At 71.7% G+C, this 15,869-nt stretch carries 14 protein-coding genes and 1 pseudogene; all 15 read left to right on the top strand.

Annotated features, from left to right (window positions below; all coding sequences use genetic code 11):
• Positions 1-303: 303 nt before the first annotated feature.
• Entirely contained in the window at positions 304-2,133 is a 1,830-nt protein-coding gene (gene glmS, locus VKZ50_20300) for a glutamine--fructose-6-phosphate transaminase (isomerizing) (GenBank protein HLJ62072.1), read from the top strand.
• Positions 2,130-3,071, top strand: coding sequence for an NAD-dependent epimerase/dehydratase family protein (locus VKZ50_20295; protein ID HLJ62071.1), 942 nt, complete (start codon positions 2,130-2,132; stop codon positions 3,069-3,071). The genes glmS and VKZ50_20295 overlap by 4 nt, the downstream gene beginning before the upstream one ends.
• Positions 3,072-3,099: 28 nt before the next feature.
• Positions 3,100-3,288, top strand: coding sequence for a Trm112 family protein (locus VKZ50_20290; GenBank protein HLJ62070.1), 189 nt, complete (start codon positions 3,100-3,102; stop codon positions 3,286-3,288).
• A gap of 25 nt (positions 3,289-3,313) precedes the next feature.
• Entirely contained in the window at positions 3,314-3,682 is a 369-nt protein-coding gene (gene acpS, locus VKZ50_20285) for a holo-ACP synthase (protein ID HLJ62069.1), read from the top strand.
• Positions 3,683-3,736: 54 nt separating this feature from the next.
• Complete coding sequence (locus VKZ50_20280; GenBank protein ID HLJ62068.1) at positions 3,737-5,308, top strand: NAD(P)H-hydrate dehydratase; 1,572 nt, start codon at positions 3,737-3,739, stop codon at positions 5,306-5,308.
• Positions 5,286-6,494, top strand: a complete 1,209-nt coding sequence (gene alr / locus VKZ50_20275) for an alanine racemase (GenBank protein HLJ62067.1) — start codon at positions 5,286-5,288, stop codon at positions 6,492-6,494. The genes VKZ50_20280 and alr overlap by 23 nt, the downstream gene beginning before the upstream one ends.
• A 73-nt stretch (positions 6,495-6,567) precedes the next feature.
• On the top strand, positions 6,568-8,229 hold the full coding sequence (gene pxpB / locus VKZ50_20270; GenBank protein HLJ62066.1) for a 5-oxoprolinase subunit PxpB: 1,662 nt from the start codon (positions 6,568-6,570) through the stop codon (positions 8,227-8,229).
• Positions 8,230-8,317: 88 nt separating this feature from the next.
• The gene (locus VKZ50_20265; GenBank protein ID HLJ62065.1) at positions 8,318-8,659 is read left to right on the top strand and encodes a helix-turn-helix domain-containing protein; all 342 of its coding nucleotides are present in this window, start codon (positions 8,318-8,320) and stop codon (positions 8,657-8,659) included.
• Complete coding sequence (locus VKZ50_20260; GenBank protein HLJ62064.1) at positions 8,660-9,088, top strand: type II toxin-antitoxin system VapC family toxin; 429 nt, start codon at positions 8,660-8,662, stop codon at positions 9,086-9,088.
• A gap of 114 nt (positions 9,089-9,202) precedes the next feature.
• Complete coding sequence (locus tag VKZ50_20255; GenBank protein ID HLJ62063.1) at positions 9,203-10,018, top strand: gamma-glutamyl-gamma-aminobutyrate hydrolase family protein; 816 nt, start codon at positions 9,203-9,205, stop codon at positions 10,016-10,018.
• Positions 10,011-11,024, top strand: a complete 1,014-nt coding sequence (locus VKZ50_20250) for an asparaginase (GenBank protein HLJ62062.1) — start codon at positions 10,011-10,013, stop codon at positions 11,022-11,024. Before VKZ50_20255 ends, VKZ50_20250 begins: the two co-directional genes overlap by 8 nt.
• A gap of 57 nt (positions 11,025-11,081) precedes the next feature.
• On the top strand, positions 11,082-11,903 hold the full coding sequence (locus tag VKZ50_20245; GenBank protein HLJ62061.1) for a M55 family metallopeptidase: 822 nt from the start codon (positions 11,082-11,084) through the stop codon (positions 11,901-11,903).
• A gap of 108 nt (positions 11,904-12,011) precedes the next feature.
• A pseudogene (locus tag VKZ50_20240) lies at positions 12,012-13,670 on the top strand (ATP-dependent DNA ligase).
• On the top strand, positions 13,654-15,093 hold the full coding sequence (locus VKZ50_20235) for a nodulation protein NfeD (GenBank protein ID HLJ62060.1): 1,440 nt from the start codon (positions 13,654-13,656) through the stop codon (positions 15,091-15,093). Before VKZ50_20240 ends, VKZ50_20235 begins: the two are co-directional and overlap by 17 nt.
• Entirely contained in the window at positions 15,093-15,869 is a 777-nt protein-coding gene (locus VKZ50_20230) for a slipin family protein (GenBank protein ID HLJ62059.1), read from the top strand. The genes VKZ50_20235 and VKZ50_20230 overlap by 1 nt, the downstream gene beginning before the upstream one ends.

Below are 15,869 nucleotides of genomic sequence, written 5' to 3'. Positions count from 1 at the left end.
GGGCGACCGCGGGGACAAAAGGCGTCTGGGACCAGAGCCCCGACAGGCAGCGGGCGACGTGGCGGATACCCCGTCCCCACGGCGCCATCGGCGGACCGTGTGCCCGCCGCTGCTCGCTCGTGCCGTTCCCCACGCCCAGCGCGCCCGCACGGTCGGACCCCGACAGGGGTGGAGTACATCGAGCCGCGCGCGCGGCGGCGGAACGGGGTGGCGCGAGATCGTCGTCGGGTCCAACCCTGTCGCTGCACGCCCGCAGACGTCGTGCGCCTGCCGGCTCGTGTAGGGCATTACGGAGGCACAGACATGTGTGGAATCATGGGGTACATCGGTGAACGCCCGGCGGTCCCGGTGCTGCTGGACGGGCTTCGCCGGCTGGAGTATCGCGGGTATGACTCCGCGGGCGTCGCGGTCATGAACGGCGGGTCTGTCGAGGTGCGCAAGGCGGCGGGCAAGCTCGCGCGCCTGGCGGAGATCATGGAACGGTCGCCGGTGCACGGCGCGCTCGGAATCGGGCACACACGGTGGGCGACGCACGGTCATCCGTCGGATGAGAACGCGCATCCCCACGCGGACTGCCGGGGCCGGATCGTCGTGATTCACAATGGCATCATCGAGAACTTCCTGGAGCTGAAGGAGGAGTTGCTGGCGCGCGGCCACCGGTTCCACTCTGAGACGGACACCGAGGTGCTCGCGCACCTCATCGAGGAGACCTACCGGGGCGACCTTCCGTCCGCAGTCGAGCAGGCGGTGGATCGCGCGCGGGGCGCCTACGCGCTCGTCGTCCTCTCGGCAGACGAGCCCGACAAGATCGTCGCCGTGCGTCGGATCAGCCCGCTGATCGTCGGGCTCGGGCGGGGCGAGATGCTGCTCGCGTCCGACATTCCCGCGCTGCTCCCCTACACGCGCGACGTGCTCGTGATCGAAGATGGAGAGATGGCCGTGCTGACACGCGCCGGGGTGACGCTCACCCGCATCGGCGGCGGCGCCATCATACGCGAGCCGATGCGCGTGGAGTGGGACGCGGACGCCGCGGAGAAAGGCGGATACGCCCACTTCATGCTCAAGGAGATCCACGAACAGCCGCGGGCGCTTCAGGAGACGATGATGGGGCGTCTGCCGGACGACCGGGCGGTCGCGCTGGACGGGGTCGCGCTTCCCCCGGACGTCGCGCGCGCGTTGGACAAGGTGTGGCTCGTGGCGTGCGGGACCGCCTACCACGCCGGGCTCGTCGGTCGGGCCCTGCTCGAACGCCTGGCGCTGATCCCGGCGGAGGCGGACCTCGGGAGCGAGTTCCGCTACCGGCACCCGCTCGTGGGGCGCCGAGCGTTGGCGGTGGCGATCAGTCAGTCCGGGGAGACCGCGGACACGATCGCGGCCTCCCGCGAGGGGCGCGCGCACGGCGCGCGGACCCTTGCCGTCGCAAACGTCATCGGCAGCACGCTCCCGCGCGAAGCCGACGATGTACTCTACACCCGGGCGGGGCCCGAGATCGCCGTGTGCTCGACCAAAGCCTACCTGACGCAACTCGCGGCGTTGACGATGCTGTCGGTGCACCTGGGGCAGGCCCGGGGCACGCTCGAGCCGGCCCGGGGCACGGCGTTGATCCGCGGGCTTCGCGCGCTGCCCTCGCTCGCGCAGTCGGTGTTGCGGCGCGAGCCGGAGATCGTCGCACTCGCGGAGCGTCTGTACACGACCGAGGACGTCTTCTTCATCGGCCGGGGGCTCGACTACTACGTTGCGATGGAAGGGTCGCTCAAGTTCAAGGAGATCAGCTACATCCACTCGGAGGCGCTCGCGGGCGGCGAGCTGAAACACGGAACGCTCGCGCTCGTCACGCCGGGGGTGGTCGTCGTGGCGCTCGCCACCCAGCCGGATCTGCTGGATAAGACCGTCAGCAACATCCAGCAGGTGCGCGCGCGTGGGGCGGATGTGATCGGGGTCGCGACGGCCGACACCGCCGATGCCCTCCGGCCGCACGTGAACACCCTGCTCGACGTGCCCGCGACGGACCCGCTGCTCGCCCCGGTGCTGTCCGTCATCCCGCTGCAGTTGTTCGCCTACCACGTCGCGCGGCTCCGCGGGAACGACGTGGATCAACCGCGGAACCTCGCGAAGAGCGTGACGGTCGAATGAGAATCCTCGTGACCGGTGGAGCGGGATTTGTCGGGTCGCACGTCGCGGAGGCGTACCGCGACGCGGGCCACCACGTCGCGGTCGTGGACGTGTTGAGCGGCGGCCGGCGCAACAACACGCCGCCGGGGGTGATGTTCTATCGCATGGACATCCGGCGGCCCGAGCTCGCGGAGGTCTTCCGGGAGGAGCGCCCCGAGGTCGTATCGCACCACGCCGCCGAGGCGAACGTCCGCGCGTCGATCGCCAACCCGGTCGCGGACGCGGAGACCAACGTGCTGGGGACGCTGCGGGTGCTCGAGCTGGCGGCCCGCCATCACGTGTCCCAGATCATTTTCTCGTCCACGGCCGGCGCGCTGTACGGTGAGCCGGCGCGGCTGCCGGTGGACGAGGACGATCCGATCCTGCCGACGTCGCCGTACGGATTCCACAAGTACCTTGGGGAGCAATACCTCGGGTACTACCGGCGCATGCCGGGGCTGAACACGACGGTGCTGCGCTACGGCAACGTCTACGGACCGCGCCAGGATCCCCAGACCGAGGCCGGCGTCATCGCGATCTTCACCGAGGCGTTGCTCGCGGGACGGCGTCCCACGATCTTCGGCGACGGGACGCAGGTGCGCGACTTCGTGTACGCGGGCGACGTCGCGGAGGCGAACCTCCGCGCGATCGGGCGGCACATCGACCAGCCGATGCACATCGCAACCGGCGTCGGCACCTCGGTCAACGAGCTCGCGTGGCAGCTCCGGGTGCTCACCGGGGCATCGGTCGAACCGGAGCACGGCCCGGCCGTCTCCGGCGAGGTGCACAAGATCGTGCTGTCGCCCGCGCGCGCCGCGCGCGTCCTTGGGTGGCGGCCGAGCGTCTCGCTGGAGGAAGGGCTTCGGCGCACCGTCGAATGGTTTCGACAGCAGGGTTCCGCGGGCGCCGCCGGCGCGTGAGGTGGTGCGGCCGGGGGCGCGGGGGAGGATGGCCGTCGTGATCGACAAGGAGTTGCTCGAGATTCTGGCGTGCCCGGTGTGCAAGGCGCCGGTGATCGAGCAGGCGGAGCGGCTCGTCTGCACCAAGTGCGGACGGCGATATCCGATCCGGGACGGCATCGCGGTGATGCTCGTCGACGAGGCGGAGCCGGGTGCGGCCGAGCCGCGTACGCCGTAGTGCCGCACCGCCGATGATCTGCGCGGTGGGATTGGACGTCGTGGAGGTGCCCCGGGTCGAGCGTGTGATCGCTCGGTGGGGCGAGGCGTTTCTCGGTCGGGTATTCACCGCGGCCGAGCTCCGTCACGTCGGTGCGTCCCCCAGTGTGGCGCAGCGGCTGGCCGGTCGGTTCGCGGCCAAGGAGGCCGTGATGAAAGCGCTCGGCACCGGGTGGCGGGGTGTGGCGTGGCGCGAGATCGAGATCGAGAACGACGCGCTCGGCAACCCGCTCGTGCGGCTCACCGGCCGGGCGGCGGAGGCGGCGTTACGGCGCGGCATCGGCTCCTGGGCCGTCTCGATCTCCCACACCCGTGACCTGGCGACCGCCGTTGTCATCGCCGAGTGCCCGGGGTGAGCTCGTGGCGGTGACGCGCGACGCGACCCGGGCTGCCGGAACGCGGGGGCGCGAGTGAAACTCCCGACGCCGGCAGAGATGGCGGCGCTCGAGCGGCACGCCCAAGACGCGTTCGGCATCTCCGTGGCGGCACTGATGGACCGCGCCGGCGCGTGCACGGCGGAGGTCGCGCGGCGTCTGCTGCGCCCGCGCGGCGGGCGCCGCGTCGTCGTGCTGGCCGGCAGGGGCAACAACGGCGGCGACGGGTTCGTCGCCGCGCGCGACCTCGCGGCGGATCTCACGGTCACGGTCGTGCTCGCCGCGCCCGAAGAGGAGGTGCGGGGCGAGGCTGCGGTCCGGCTGCGCGCGCTCCGAGCGCGGCGCGTCCCGGTGCACGACGCCGCGTCGCTCGACGACCTGGCACTCGGTCGCATCCTCGGGGCGGCCGACCTGCTGGTCGATGCGATCTTCGGTACCGGATTCCGGGGACCCGCGGCGGGCGAGCCCGCTCGACTGATCGAGGCCGCGAACCGTTCGGGCGTCTCGATTCTCGCGGTGGACGTGCCGTCCGGCATCGACGCCGCGACGGGCCGGGCGGACCCGCCGTGCGTCCGAGCGGTCGCGACGGTGACCATGGGGTTGCCCAAGGTGGGCCTGATGCAGTACCCCGCCGCTGCCTGCGCAGGCTCCGTGGTCGTCGCCGACATCGGCATGCCGCCGTCGCTTACGGAGGCGGCGCCGATCGCTACCGCGCTTGCGACCGCAGCGTGGGTGGAGCGCACGATCCCCCGCCGGCCGGCGGACGGCCAGAAGGGCCAGTTCGGCCGGGTCGCGCTCGTCGCGGGCGCCCGCGGGTTTGTGGGCGCGTCGATCTTGGCGGCCCGCGGCGCGATTCGCGCCGGCGCGGGCCTCGTGACCATAGCGTTGCCCGCGTCCCTCGCCGCCGTTCCGGCCGGCTCGCTGCCTGAGGCGATGACGCACCCGCTTCCCGAGACGCCGGACGGGACGATCGCCGAACGCGCCGTGGAGACCGTGCTGGAGCTCGTCGAGGCCTCCTCCGCCGTGGCCGTCGGGCCGGGGCTCACGATGCACCCCGAGGCGGTGGCATTTGTGCGCCGGCTGCTCCCCCGACTCGGGCGCCCAGCGGTGCTGGACGCCGACGCCTTGAACGCGCTCGCCGGCGAGCCGCAGCGGCTGCGAGAGGCGGCGGGGCCCGTGGTGATCACGCCGCACCCCGGAGAGATGGCGCGCCTGCTCGGATGCGGGATCCCGGACGTGCAGCGGGACCGTGTGGAGACCGCGCGGTCCGCCGCCCGGTCGTTCGGGGTCACGGTCGTGCTCAAGGGCGCGCGGACCGTGGTCGCCGAGCCCGGCGGCGCGGCGCGGATCATCCCGACCGGCAACGCGGCGATGGCGACCGGCGGCATGGGGGACGTGCTCACCGGCGCGGCCGCGGCGCTGCTGGCCGCCGGGCTGCCGCCGTTCGAGGCCGCGGCCTGCGCGGCCTATCTCCACGGGCTGGCCGGCGATCTGGCCGCCTCCGGGGAACTGGGACTCCTCGCGCACGAGGTGGCCGACGCGATTCCCCGTGCGCTCGTCCGTGTGCGCACGGGCGACGTCGACGATGGGCTCCGGACCGTCTCCTGACCGCCCGCCGCCGCGCGGGACGTCGCCCCGGACCGAGGTCCCGAGACCGACGCGCGCGGCGTGGGCGGAGATCGACCTCGATGCGGTGCGCGAGAATCTCCGCGCTCTCCGCGGCGTGGCGGCACCGGCGCGCATGCTCGCGGTCGTCAAGGCCGACGCGTACGGTCACGGTGCCGTGCAGGTCGCGCGCGCAGCGGTGGGGGCCGGCGCGTGGGGGCTCGGCGTCGCCACGGTGGACGAGGGGATCGAGCTGCGCCGCGCGGGGATCGCGGCGCCCGTGCTGGTGCTGGGCTCGATCCGGCCCGAGGAAGCGGAGGCGGCGGTCGCGCATGAGCTGCGTCTGACGGTCTCGGAGACGACCGTCGCGCTCGCCGCGAGCCGTGCGGCCGCCACCGTCGGGCGGGTCGCGCATCTACACCTGAAGGTCGACACCGGGATGGGGCGGCTCGGCGTTGCGCCGGAGGACGCGGCCCCGCTTGCGACCCGCGTCACGGCACTCCCGCACGTGGCCCTGGAGGGCTGCTTCACCCACTTTGCCAGCGCCGACGAGGTCGATCTCGCGTCCGCGTCTGGGCAATTGGCGGTGTTCCGCGGGGTGCTCGAGGGACTCGAACGCGCGGGCGTGCGCCCCGCGTTCCGGCACGCGGCCAACAGCGCGGCGACCCTCGCGATGCCGGCGTCGCGCCTCGATCTCGTGCGCTGCGGGATCGCGCTCTACGGAATTCCACCGGCGCCGCATCTCGCGGGGCGGGTCGCCCTGCGCCCGGTGATGCGCTTGTGCGCGCGGATCGTGTACCGCAAGCGCGTGCCGGCCGGCACGCCGGTCGGTTATGGCCACACGCACCGCACCTCGCGCGAAACGACGCTGGTGACGCTCCCCGTCGGCTACGCCGACGGCTACCCGCGGCTCGCCGGCGACGGATGTACCGTGCTGCTCGCCGGCCGGTGCGCGCCCATCGTCGGCCGCATCAGCATGGATCAGATGACCGTGGACGCGGGCGACGCGCCCGCTGAACCGGGCGACGAGGTCGAGCTCTGGGGCCCCGCCGTGCCGGTCGAGGTTGTGGCGCGGGCGGCTCGGACGATCTCGTACGAGGTGCTGGCGCGGACGTCGCGCCGGGTTCCCCGGGTCTTCCTCGAACAGGGGCGCGTGTGCGCGGTGCGGACGCTGTGCGGGGACCAATGACGACAGAAGAGCCACGACCGTCGCGGCCCGCCTCGCTTGGCGGCGCCCGACCGCGGCGCCGCGTCACGGGCGCATGGACGTGACGACCCCGCAGTTCCGTCCGCTCGGAGATGCGGGGCTCGTCGTCGAGTTCGGCGGCGACGAGATCTCCGATGCGGCAAACGCCGCCGTGCTTGCACTCCGGCGGGAACTCGACGCGCGCCCGCCGGCGGGGGTGCGGGAGACGGTGCCGACGTACCGCTCGCTGCTCGTGGTGTACGATCCGGCGTCCACGTCAGCGTCGGAGGTCCGCACCGCCGTCACGGAGCGGTTGCGCGAAGCCGACCTGATGCACCTGCCCGCGGGGCGCCTGATCGAGATCCCGACGGCGTATGGCGGCGTCCACGGGCCCGATCTCGCGGGCGTGGCCGCGGAGACCGGACTGTCGGAGGCCCAGGTTGTGGCGGTGCACACCGGCGCCGAGTACCGAGTCTACATGCTGGGGTTTTCGCCTGGATTCCCCTACATGGGCACGCTGCCCCCTCCGATTCGCGTGCCGCGGCTCCCGTCGCCGCGCACCAGGGTGCCCGTACGTTCCGTCGCGATGGCGGGTCAGCAGACCGGTGTGTACCCGACGGATAGCCCGGGCGGATGGCGGTTGATCGGCCGGACGCCGCTGAGGATCTATGATCCGTTGCGCTCGGAACCGTTCCTGCTCGACGCCGGAGACCGGGTGCGCTATGCGGCGATCTCTGCCGAGGAGTACGAACAGCGGGCACCGGTCGACGAGTCCACACTGCCGGCGGTGATCCCATCCCGGCCGGACTTCGTCGCCGAGCACGGAGGGCTCCTCACCACGATCCAGGATCTCGGACGTCCCGGATATCGGCGCTTCGGGATGCCCCAGAGCGGCGCGATGGACCCGCTCGCGCTGCGGATCGTCAACCTGCTGCTGGGAAACCCGCCGGGCGCGGCTGCGGTGGAGGTCACGTTCCCAGGGCCTCGTCTCATCGCGCTCCATCGCACCACGATCGCGATTGGGGGGGCCGATCTCGCGCCGCTCGTGAACGGGCGAGACGCGCCGATGTGGTGCGCTGTGGCGCTCGCCGAGGGCGACGTGCTCTCGTTTGGCGCGCCGCGCACCGGGCTGTGGGGGTACGTGGCGATGCCCGGTGGCGTGGACGTGTCCCCGGTGTTGGGCAGCCGGGCCACCTATGTTCGCGGCGGGATCGGCGGCTACGGCGGACGGCGGCTCCGCGGCGGCGATCGCCTCGCCGCGTCGCGCCGGGCGCCTGCCGCATCGTTGCGGCTCGCCGGACCGCATGCGCCCCGGATCGGCGGCGACGCCGAGGTGCGCGTCGTAATGGGTCCCCAGGAGGACTACTTCACCCCGGAGGCGGTCGCGGCGTTCCTTGCCGAGGAGTACCACCTGAGCTACGAGGTGGACCGGGTGGGGTATCGGCTCGACGGCCCACGCCTTTCGCACCGGGCCCGCGTCGAGCTGCTGTCCGACGGGCTGCTCCCCGGAGCGATCCAGGTGCCCGCCGGCGGCCAGCCGATCGTCATCATGGCCGACGGTCCAACGGCGGGCGGCTACCCGAAGATCGCCGCGGTCGTGCGTCGGGATCTGCGCCTCTTGGCCCAGCTGCCTCGCGGCACGCCGCTGCGGTTTCGCGCCGTCGATTGGGAGACGTCGCGCCGGGCGTCGCAGGACGAGGCGGCGTACCTCGCGTCGCTTCGTTTTGAGCGCGCGTGAACGATGAGCCGTCCGGCTTGACGTGGCGCTGTTCCCGGTGAGACTATGGTGTAGTCTACTACTCCTTGTCCGCAAACGGGGTGGCGTCGTGGCGAGAACACTCGAGGATCTTGTAACGGTGAGGGAGGTCGCGCGGGAGTGTCACCGGACCGCCGAGACCATCCGCCGGTGGATCTGGAACGGGAAGCTGCCGGCCAGCAAACTGGGCAACCAGCTCTTCGTCAAGCGGGATGACCTGGCGCGCGTCAGTCGCGATAAGGCGCGGCGCGTTCCTGGGGGGACCGCGGGGACCGCGGAGAAGCGCGGCTATCCGAACCAGTTGGTCGTACTCAGGCGGGCCCGCGCTGTGCGGGACCGCATCCGTCGGCGTGTCGGCGGAACGGTCGATGTGCTGACGGCCCTTGATCGGTCCAGGGAGCGCCATCCGTAGATGGCGGGCCGAGTATGCATCGACGCCAGCATCGCGCTCATGCTGCTGCTTCCGCACGACCTCACAACGCAAGCGGACGCGCTCTGGAGCCTGTGGACGAGAGAGGGCGTCGACCGGGTGACGGCGCCTCTGTTTTTTGCCGAAGTGACCTCGGTCCTGCGGGAGCACGTGTACCGCGGAATCCTCAGCAACAGCGATGGGGACCAGGCGTTCGCCGTGTTTACGAGCCTGCGGATTCGAGGCATCTCATCCACGGGGCTCCAACCGCAGGCTTGGTCACTCGCCAAAGCCTACAATCGCCCGAGAGCCTACGACGCGCAGTACCTAGCCGTGGCGGCGATGTTGGGATGCGAGATGTGGACGGCGGACCGACGGCTGGTGAACGCCGTCAACGCTCCGTGGATCAGGTGGGTAGGCGACCACCGGTGAACCCGCGGCGATAGTGCCCGCGAGACCGCGGACGCGCGCCTTTTGACTTCCCGTTGGTTCGCATTGTACAGTGTGAGCGTGCGTGACGTCATCTCCGGGGGAGCGCCCGTGGCTATGCAACGTCCGCGGATCGGTGTCGTTGGAGCAACACGGACCGATCGGGAGCGCGACTCGTTTCGCGCGTACGTCGAGGCGGTGGAAGCCGCTGGCGGCGAAGCCGTCCCGGTGCTCCCCGGCGCGTCGCCTCAGCGGGCGCTAGACGATCTCGATGGGGTGCTGCTGACCGGTGGGCCCGATGTCACGCCCGAGGCGTACGGTGAGGCTACGCGGCCGGAGATGTCCGTGACGGCCGATCCTGAGCGCGACGCGCTCGAACTCCCGCTCGCGCGCGAGGCCGTCCGGCAGGACCTGCCCGTGTTCGCGATCTGCCGCGGCATCCAGACGCTCAATGTCGCGCTCGGGGGCACGCTGATCCAGGACGTGGACGTGGAGCGAACCGGTCGCCAGCAGTGGAGTCACGAACAGCGGAAGTCTCAACCCGACGCACCGCTCCACGCGGCACTGCACGAGATCGCGATTGCGCCCGGTACCCGCCTGCGCGACCTTGCGGGCGCCGACACGCTCGGGGTGAACACGTTTCATCATCAGGCCCTGAAGGACGTGGCCCCGGAACTGGTCGTGACCGCCCGCTCGATCGAGACGCAGGACGCGCCGCTGATCGAGGCCGTCGAGGCGCCGCAGCACCGGTTCGTCGTGGGCGTGCAGTGGCACCCGGAGCGCATGTGGCGCCAGGACGCGACGTGCGCACGGTTGTTCCGGGCGCTCGTGCGAGCGGCTGCGGAGACGTCCCGTCACCGGGCGGCGTCGGCTCCGGCTTCGGGCGCGGGGTCGCCGGAGCGGAGCGCCGTCCCGGGAACGCGCATTGGCTAGAGCGCCGCTGGTGCAGGTCACCCGCGGCACCGCGCGGGAGAGCCTGCACCGGGGAGCGGTGGCGGTCGTGGACTGCGCCGGCCGGCTCCGCTACCGGGCTGGCGACCCGGAGATGGAACTCTTTCTTCGCTCCTCGGCAAAGCCGCTGCAGGCCATCCCCTTGGTCGAATCCGGGGCGGCAGAGACGTTCGGGTTCGGCGAGGAGGAGGTCGCGGTGACGTGCGGCTCTCACTCGGCAGAGCCGGAGCATCTTGCGGCCGTCCGATCGATTCTCGACAAGGCCGGACTGGACGAGGGCGCACTGCAGTGCGGCGTCCACCCGCCGCTCGGCGCCGCGCAGGCCGCGGCGCTCGAGCGCGCCGGCCGGGCGCCCACGGCGCTCCACCATAACTGCTCGGGCAAGCACGCGGGGATGCTCGCGACGTGCCGGGCGCGCGGCTGGCCGGTGGAGACGTATCGGGCGCCCGAGCACCCCGTGCAGCGCGAGATCGCCAGGATCGTGGGCGAGTTCTGCGGGGTGCCGAGCGACGCCCTGGCCACCGGCACCGACGGGTGCGGCGTGCCGACGTTCCACCTCACCGTCTGGCAGACCGCGCTCGCGTTCGCCCGGCTCGCCGATCCGTCGGACCTGGGGCCTCGGCGGTCCGCCGCGGCGGCGCGCCTTGCGCGCGTGATGGTCGCCCATCCGCGCATGGTGGCCGGCACCGGCCGCTTGGACACGGTCCTGATGGAGGCGCTCCCCGGCCGGCTCGTCGCGAAGGAGGGCGCCGAGGGCGTGTCTGGGATCGGGCTCCTCGACCGCGGCTGGGGGATCGGCGTCAAGATCGAGGACGGCAGCCGGCGCGGGTTGGGAGCGGTGGTCTTGGAGACGCTTCGGCAGCTCGAGTTCGTGAGCGCGTCGGACCTGGACGCGCTCGCGGCGCACTACCGGCCGGAGATCCGCGGCACCGATGGACGGGTGGTCGGCGAGATGCGGGCGGTGTTCACGCTCGAGAAGGTGTCCTAGCAGCGAGCGCGTATTCCAGGACGCTGGCCCGATACGGCGTCCCCAAGGGGGGAGTCCATGAAGGTCTTCATCTCCGCGGACATGGAAGGCACGGCCGGTGTGACCGACTGGGAACAGGTCATGGCGAAACACCCCGAGTATGCCCGGTTCCGGCGGTTGATGACCGAGGAGGTCAACGCGGCGGCGCTCGGCGCGATCGAGGGCGGGGCCAAGGAGATCGTCGTCAACGACTCCCACGCCGACATGCGGAACATCCTGATCGAGGAGCTGCATCCGCAGGTCCAGCTCATCAGCGGGAGCCCGAAGCCCTACAGCATGATGCAGGGGATCGACGCGTCGTTCGACGCCGTGTTCTTCACCGGGTACCACGGCATTGCCGGCACGGCCAACGCGATCCTGGACCATTCGTTCAGCAGCGCGTCGGTGCGGCAGATCAAGCTCGGTAATCTCGTGGTCGGCGAGCCCGGGATGAACGCGGCGCTGGCCGGGTTCTTCAAGGTGCCGGTGGCGCTCGTGACCGGCGACGGCACGGCGGTGGCGCAGGTCAAGAAGCTGATCCCGCAGGTGGAGGCCGTGGCGGTGAAGGAGGCGATCGGGCGCGTGGCCGCGCGGTCGTACCAGCCGGTCGAGGCGCGCCGCCGGATCAAGGACGGCGCCCTGCGCGCGCTCAAGCGCGTGAAAGATCTCAAGCCGTTCGTCATCCCGCGGCCGGTGGCGCTCGAGATCGAGTGGCACTACACGGGGATGGCGGACCGGTGCATGTTGATCCCGGGCGTGACGCGCGTCAACGCCCGCGCCATCGGGTTCAAGGCCAAGGACGCCGAGCAGGCCTACACCGTGACGATCGCGTGCCTCGTGATGGCGCGGTCCACCCTATAGGAGGCCCGCACGGCCGGTTCCGAGCGCGATGCGTCCCGCCCCGCTCCGGAGAGCGCCGGCGGGGCCGCGGGCTCCCGGGATCCCGACAGCGCCCGATTCGCCGATCTCGCCGCGGCGCTGGACGAGGTGCGCGCGACGCCGAGCACGCTGGCGAAGACGGATCGGTTGAGCCGGTACCTCGCCACGCTCGCCGCCGACGACCTCCGGCGGGCGTGCACGTTTCTCAGCGGGGCCCCGTTCCCCCACGGTGACGCCCGGCGGCTCGGCGTCGGATGGGTGGCGATCGGCCGCGTGCTCCGGGAGTTGGTGCACGCCCCCGACGCGGAGTTCCACGCGACGTACCGTGCGCACGGGGATCTCGGCGACGCCGCGGCGACGCTGCTGCGGCGCTATCCGCCGCCGCCCGCGCTGTTCTCCGCGCCGCTCACGCTCGCCGACGTCGCCCGCGCGTTCGCCGCGATCGCGTCCGCCCAGGGCGCGGCCTCGAGGAGGGCGAAGACGGCCGCGCTCCGCGGGCTGTTGCAAGGGTCGACGCCGCGGGAGGCCGCCTACCTCGTCAAGATCATGACCTCGGACATGCGGGTCGGGTTGCGCGAGGGGTTGCTGCTGCCGGCGATCGCCGCGGCGTTCGGACGGGACGCCGCCGACGTACGCAGGGCGGCGCTCCTCGTCGCGGAGCCCGGTGAGATCGCGGTCCGCGCGCGGGCTGGCACGCTCGGGGCGGTGGCGATCGAGCCCGGGCGCCCGTTCCGGTTCATGCTGGCGAGCCCCGTGGCCGCACCCGCCGAGGCGTTCGACGCCGCGTCGCCGATCCTGTGGGTCGAGGACAAGTACGATGGGATCCGGGTGCAGGTCCACCGAACCGCCGCCCGGGTCGTGATCCTGTCGAGGACGCTCGACGATGTGACCCCCGCGTTCCCTGAGCTCACGGGGCCGCTCGGATCGCTCAGCGCCGACTACATCCTGGACGGCGAGGTGGTCGCATGGCGGGGGACGCGCCCGCTGGGGTTCTTCCGGCTCCAGCAGCGCCTCCAGCGGCGGGATCCCCGCGCGCTCCTGGACGAGATCCCCGTGGCGCTCTTCGCGTTCGACCTCCTGCATCGCGACGGCCGCAACCTCATTGACGCCCCGCTGTCCGAGCGGCGGGCGGCGCTCGAAGCACTCGTGCCGCGGCAGGGTGGCGTGCGCCTGAGCGCCGGGGAGCTGGCGCGGACGCCCGAGGACCTCGAGACGAGATTTCAGGAGGCGCGCGCCGCGGGCAACGAGGGGATCGTGATGAAGCGCCCCGACTCGCCGTACCAGCCGGGCCGCCGCGGTCGGCTGTGGACGAAATGGAAGCCGGGGGTGGGGACGCTCGACGTCGTGGTCGTCGCCGCCGAGTACGGCCACGGCAAACGCGCGGGCGTGCTCTCGGATTACACGTTCGCGGTGCGCGATGGAGCGCGCCTCGCCACGATCGGCAAGGCGTACTCCGGACTGACGGACCAGGAGATCGCCCGACTCAGCGCGTGGTTCCAGGCGCACACGCGGCGCGATCTCGGTGCGGTCCGTCTCGTGGAGCCCGCGATCGTGCTCGAAGTCGCGTTCGACGCGGTCACGAAGAGCGAGCGACACGACTCCGGCTTCGCCCTGCGCTTCCCGCGCATCGTCAGGATTCGCGACGACAAGCCGCGGGAAGAGATCAACACGCTGGCCGACGTCCGGGCGCTCCACGCGCGGTTGGCCCGGCACGCGGCCGGGATCCCGGACGATGGGCCGGCCGGGTAACGTCACCGTCACGTGGACTCCCGCGGCGCGGCGGCGGACAGGAGGCGCCTCCGGGGGCGTAGAACAGCACCCCATGTCCCCGCGGGTGCGCCTTGGGGCGGTGCTGTCGCTGTTCGCGACGCTGCTGGCGTTCGGGTTCGCGGTGTGGGCCGGGATCGGCGCGCCGCCGGCGGCCGGCGCGTCCGGCGGCGCCGTGGTCGACGTGGTCCAGCTCGACGGCATCGTCGGCCCCGCGACGGCGCGGTACGTGCTGCGCGGCCTCCGCCAGGCGTCGCAGGACGGCGCCCAGGCGCTCATCATCGAGATGGACACCCCCGGCGGCCTGCTCACTTCCATGGAAGACATCGCGAAGGCGCTGCTGGCATCGCCGGTTCCGTCGGTGGTGTACGTGTACCCGAGCGGCGCGCGCGCGGCGTCGGCGGGCGTGTTCATCACGTACGCGGCGAACATCGCCGCCATGGCGCCCACGACGCATCTGGGGGCCGCGCACCCCGTGACCATGGGACCGGGCGGCGGCGCCGGCCAGGTCGATCAGACCGAGATGACCAAGATCACGAACGACGCCGTCGCCGAGATCCGCGGGTTCGCCCAGCGGCGCGGCCGAAACGCCGACTGGGCCGAACAGGCGGTGCGCAAGAGCGTCTCGATCACGGAAACAGACGCGCTGCGGCTTCACGTCATCGATCTCGTCGCCGACTCGCCCGCCGCGCTGCTGGCGAAGATCGACGGGCGCGAGGTCGAGACCGGCGCCGGCACGCGTCGGCTGGCGACGCGCGGCGCGCGAATCGTCGAGATCCCGATGGAGATGACCGAGCGTCTCCTGCTGCTCCTCGGAGACCCGAACGTCGGCTTCATCCTGATGACGATGGCGATCTACGGCATCATCTTCGAGCTGAGCAATCCCGGTTCGGTGTTCCCGGGGGTGATCGGCGGCCTGGCGCTGATCCTCGCGCTCACGTCGTTCGCGGTCGTCCAGGTGAACGTGGCCGGGCTGCTGCTGATCGGTTTCTCGCTCGTGCTGTTCATCGCCGACCTCAAGGTGCCGAGTCACGGCGTGCTGACGGCGGGCGGGCTCATCGCGTTCGTGCTCGGGGCGCTGCTGCTGACGGAACGGCAGGCGCCGTTTCTGCGCATCTCGCTCGTGCTGATCCTGACGATGGCCGCGCTCACCGCCGCGTTCTTCGGGATCGCGGTCGGCGCGGGCGTGCGCGCCCAGAGCCGAAAGATCCAGACCGGCCGCGAGGCGCTGGTCGGGGCGGTGGGGGTGGCGCGGACCGACCTCGCGCCCGGGGGGACCGTCTTCGTGGAAGGGGAACTCTGGAGCGCGGAGAGCGAGGACGGCGTCATTCCCGCGGGTCAGCGGGTCCGCGTCCTCCGCGTGCGCGGACTGCACCTCGGCGTACGCCGAGAGGAGGCGTCGTGATGGTATCCACGTTCCTCGGGCCGCTGCTGGTCGCGATCATCATCGTGCTGATCGCGCTGATCGGCTCGACGGTGAAGATCGCGCGCGAGTACGAACGCGGGGTGATCTTCCGGCTCGGTCGGCTGCTCCGCGCCAAGGGGCCAGGCGTGATCATCCTCATTCCGGTCGTGGACCGCATGATGAAGATCGACCTGCGCGTGGTCACCCTGGACGTGCCCCGGCAGGAGATGATGACGCGCGACAACGTCCCCGTCTCGGTGGACGCCGTCTTGTACTTCCGCGTCGTCAATCCCGAGGACGCCGTGGTCAAGGTGGAAAACTACTCCAAGGCAACGTATCTGCTCGCACAGACGACCCTCCGCAGCGTCCTCGGCCAGCACGAGATGGACGAACTGCTGAGCCAGCGCGACCGGATCAACCAACAACTCCAACAGGTGATCGATGAGGGCACGGAACCGTGGGGGATCAAGGTGACCCTGGTCGAGGTGCGCGACGTCTCCCTCCCGGAGGGGATGAAGCGGGCGATGGCCAAGCAGGCCGAGGTCGAGCGCGAGCGGCGCGCGAAAGTCATCAACGCGGAGGGCGAGTTCCAAGCCGCCGAGAAGCTCGTGCAGGCGGCGGCGAAGATCGCCACGGAACCGGTCGCCCTACAGCTCCGCTATCTGCAGGCGCTGACCGAGATCACGTCGGATCGGAACTCGATCACGGTGTTTCCGGTGCCCCTGGATTTCCTCTCGTTCTTTCAGCAGAAGATCGCGGACCGCGGCGGGAGCTAG

It is taken from the genome of bacterium (assembly GCA_035295165.1).
Lineage (GTDB): Bacteria > Sysuimicrobiota > Sysuimicrobiia > Sysuimicrobiales > Segetimicrobiaceae > JAJPIA01.
This window is presented reverse-complemented; position numbering and strand designations above follow the sequence as displayed.

Coding starts and splice junctions, on each gene's coding strand:
- glmS (HLJ62072.1), top strand. CDS start 304: ATGTGTGGAATCATGGGGTACATCGGTGAACGCCCGGCGGTCCCGGTG.
- VKZ50_20295 (HLJ62071.1), top strand. CDS start 2,130: ATGAGAATCCTCGTGACCGGTGGAGCGGGATTTGTCGGGTCGCACGTC.
- VKZ50_20290 (HLJ62070.1), top strand. CDS start 3,100: ATGGCCGTCGTGATCGACAAGGAGTTGCTCGAGATTCTGGCGTGCCCG.
- alr (HLJ62067.1), top strand. CDS start 5,286: ATGGGCTCCGGACCGTCTCCTGACCGCCCGCCGCCGCGCGGGACGTCG.
- pxpB (HLJ62066.1), top strand. CDS start 6,568: ATGGACGTGACGACCCCGCAGTTCCGTCCGCTCGGAGATGCGGGGCTC.
- VKZ50_20260 (HLJ62064.1), top strand. CDS start 8,660: ATGGCGGGCCGAGTATGCATCGACGCCAGCATCGCGCTCATGCTGCTG.
- VKZ50_20255 (HLJ62063.1), top strand. CDS start 9,203: ATGCAACGTCCGCGGATCGGTGTCGTTGGAGCAACACGGACCGATCGG.
- VKZ50_20245 (HLJ62061.1), top strand. CDS start 11,082: ATGAAGGTCTTCATCTCCGCGGACATGGAAGGCACGGCCGGTGTGACC.
- VKZ50_20235 (HLJ62060.1), top strand. CDS start 13,654: ATGGGCCGGCCGGGTAACGTCACCGTCACGTGGACTCCCGCGGCGCGG.
- VKZ50_20230 (HLJ62059.1), top strand. CDS start 15,093: ATGGTATCCACGTTCCTCGGGCCGCTGCTGGTCGCGATCATCATCGTG.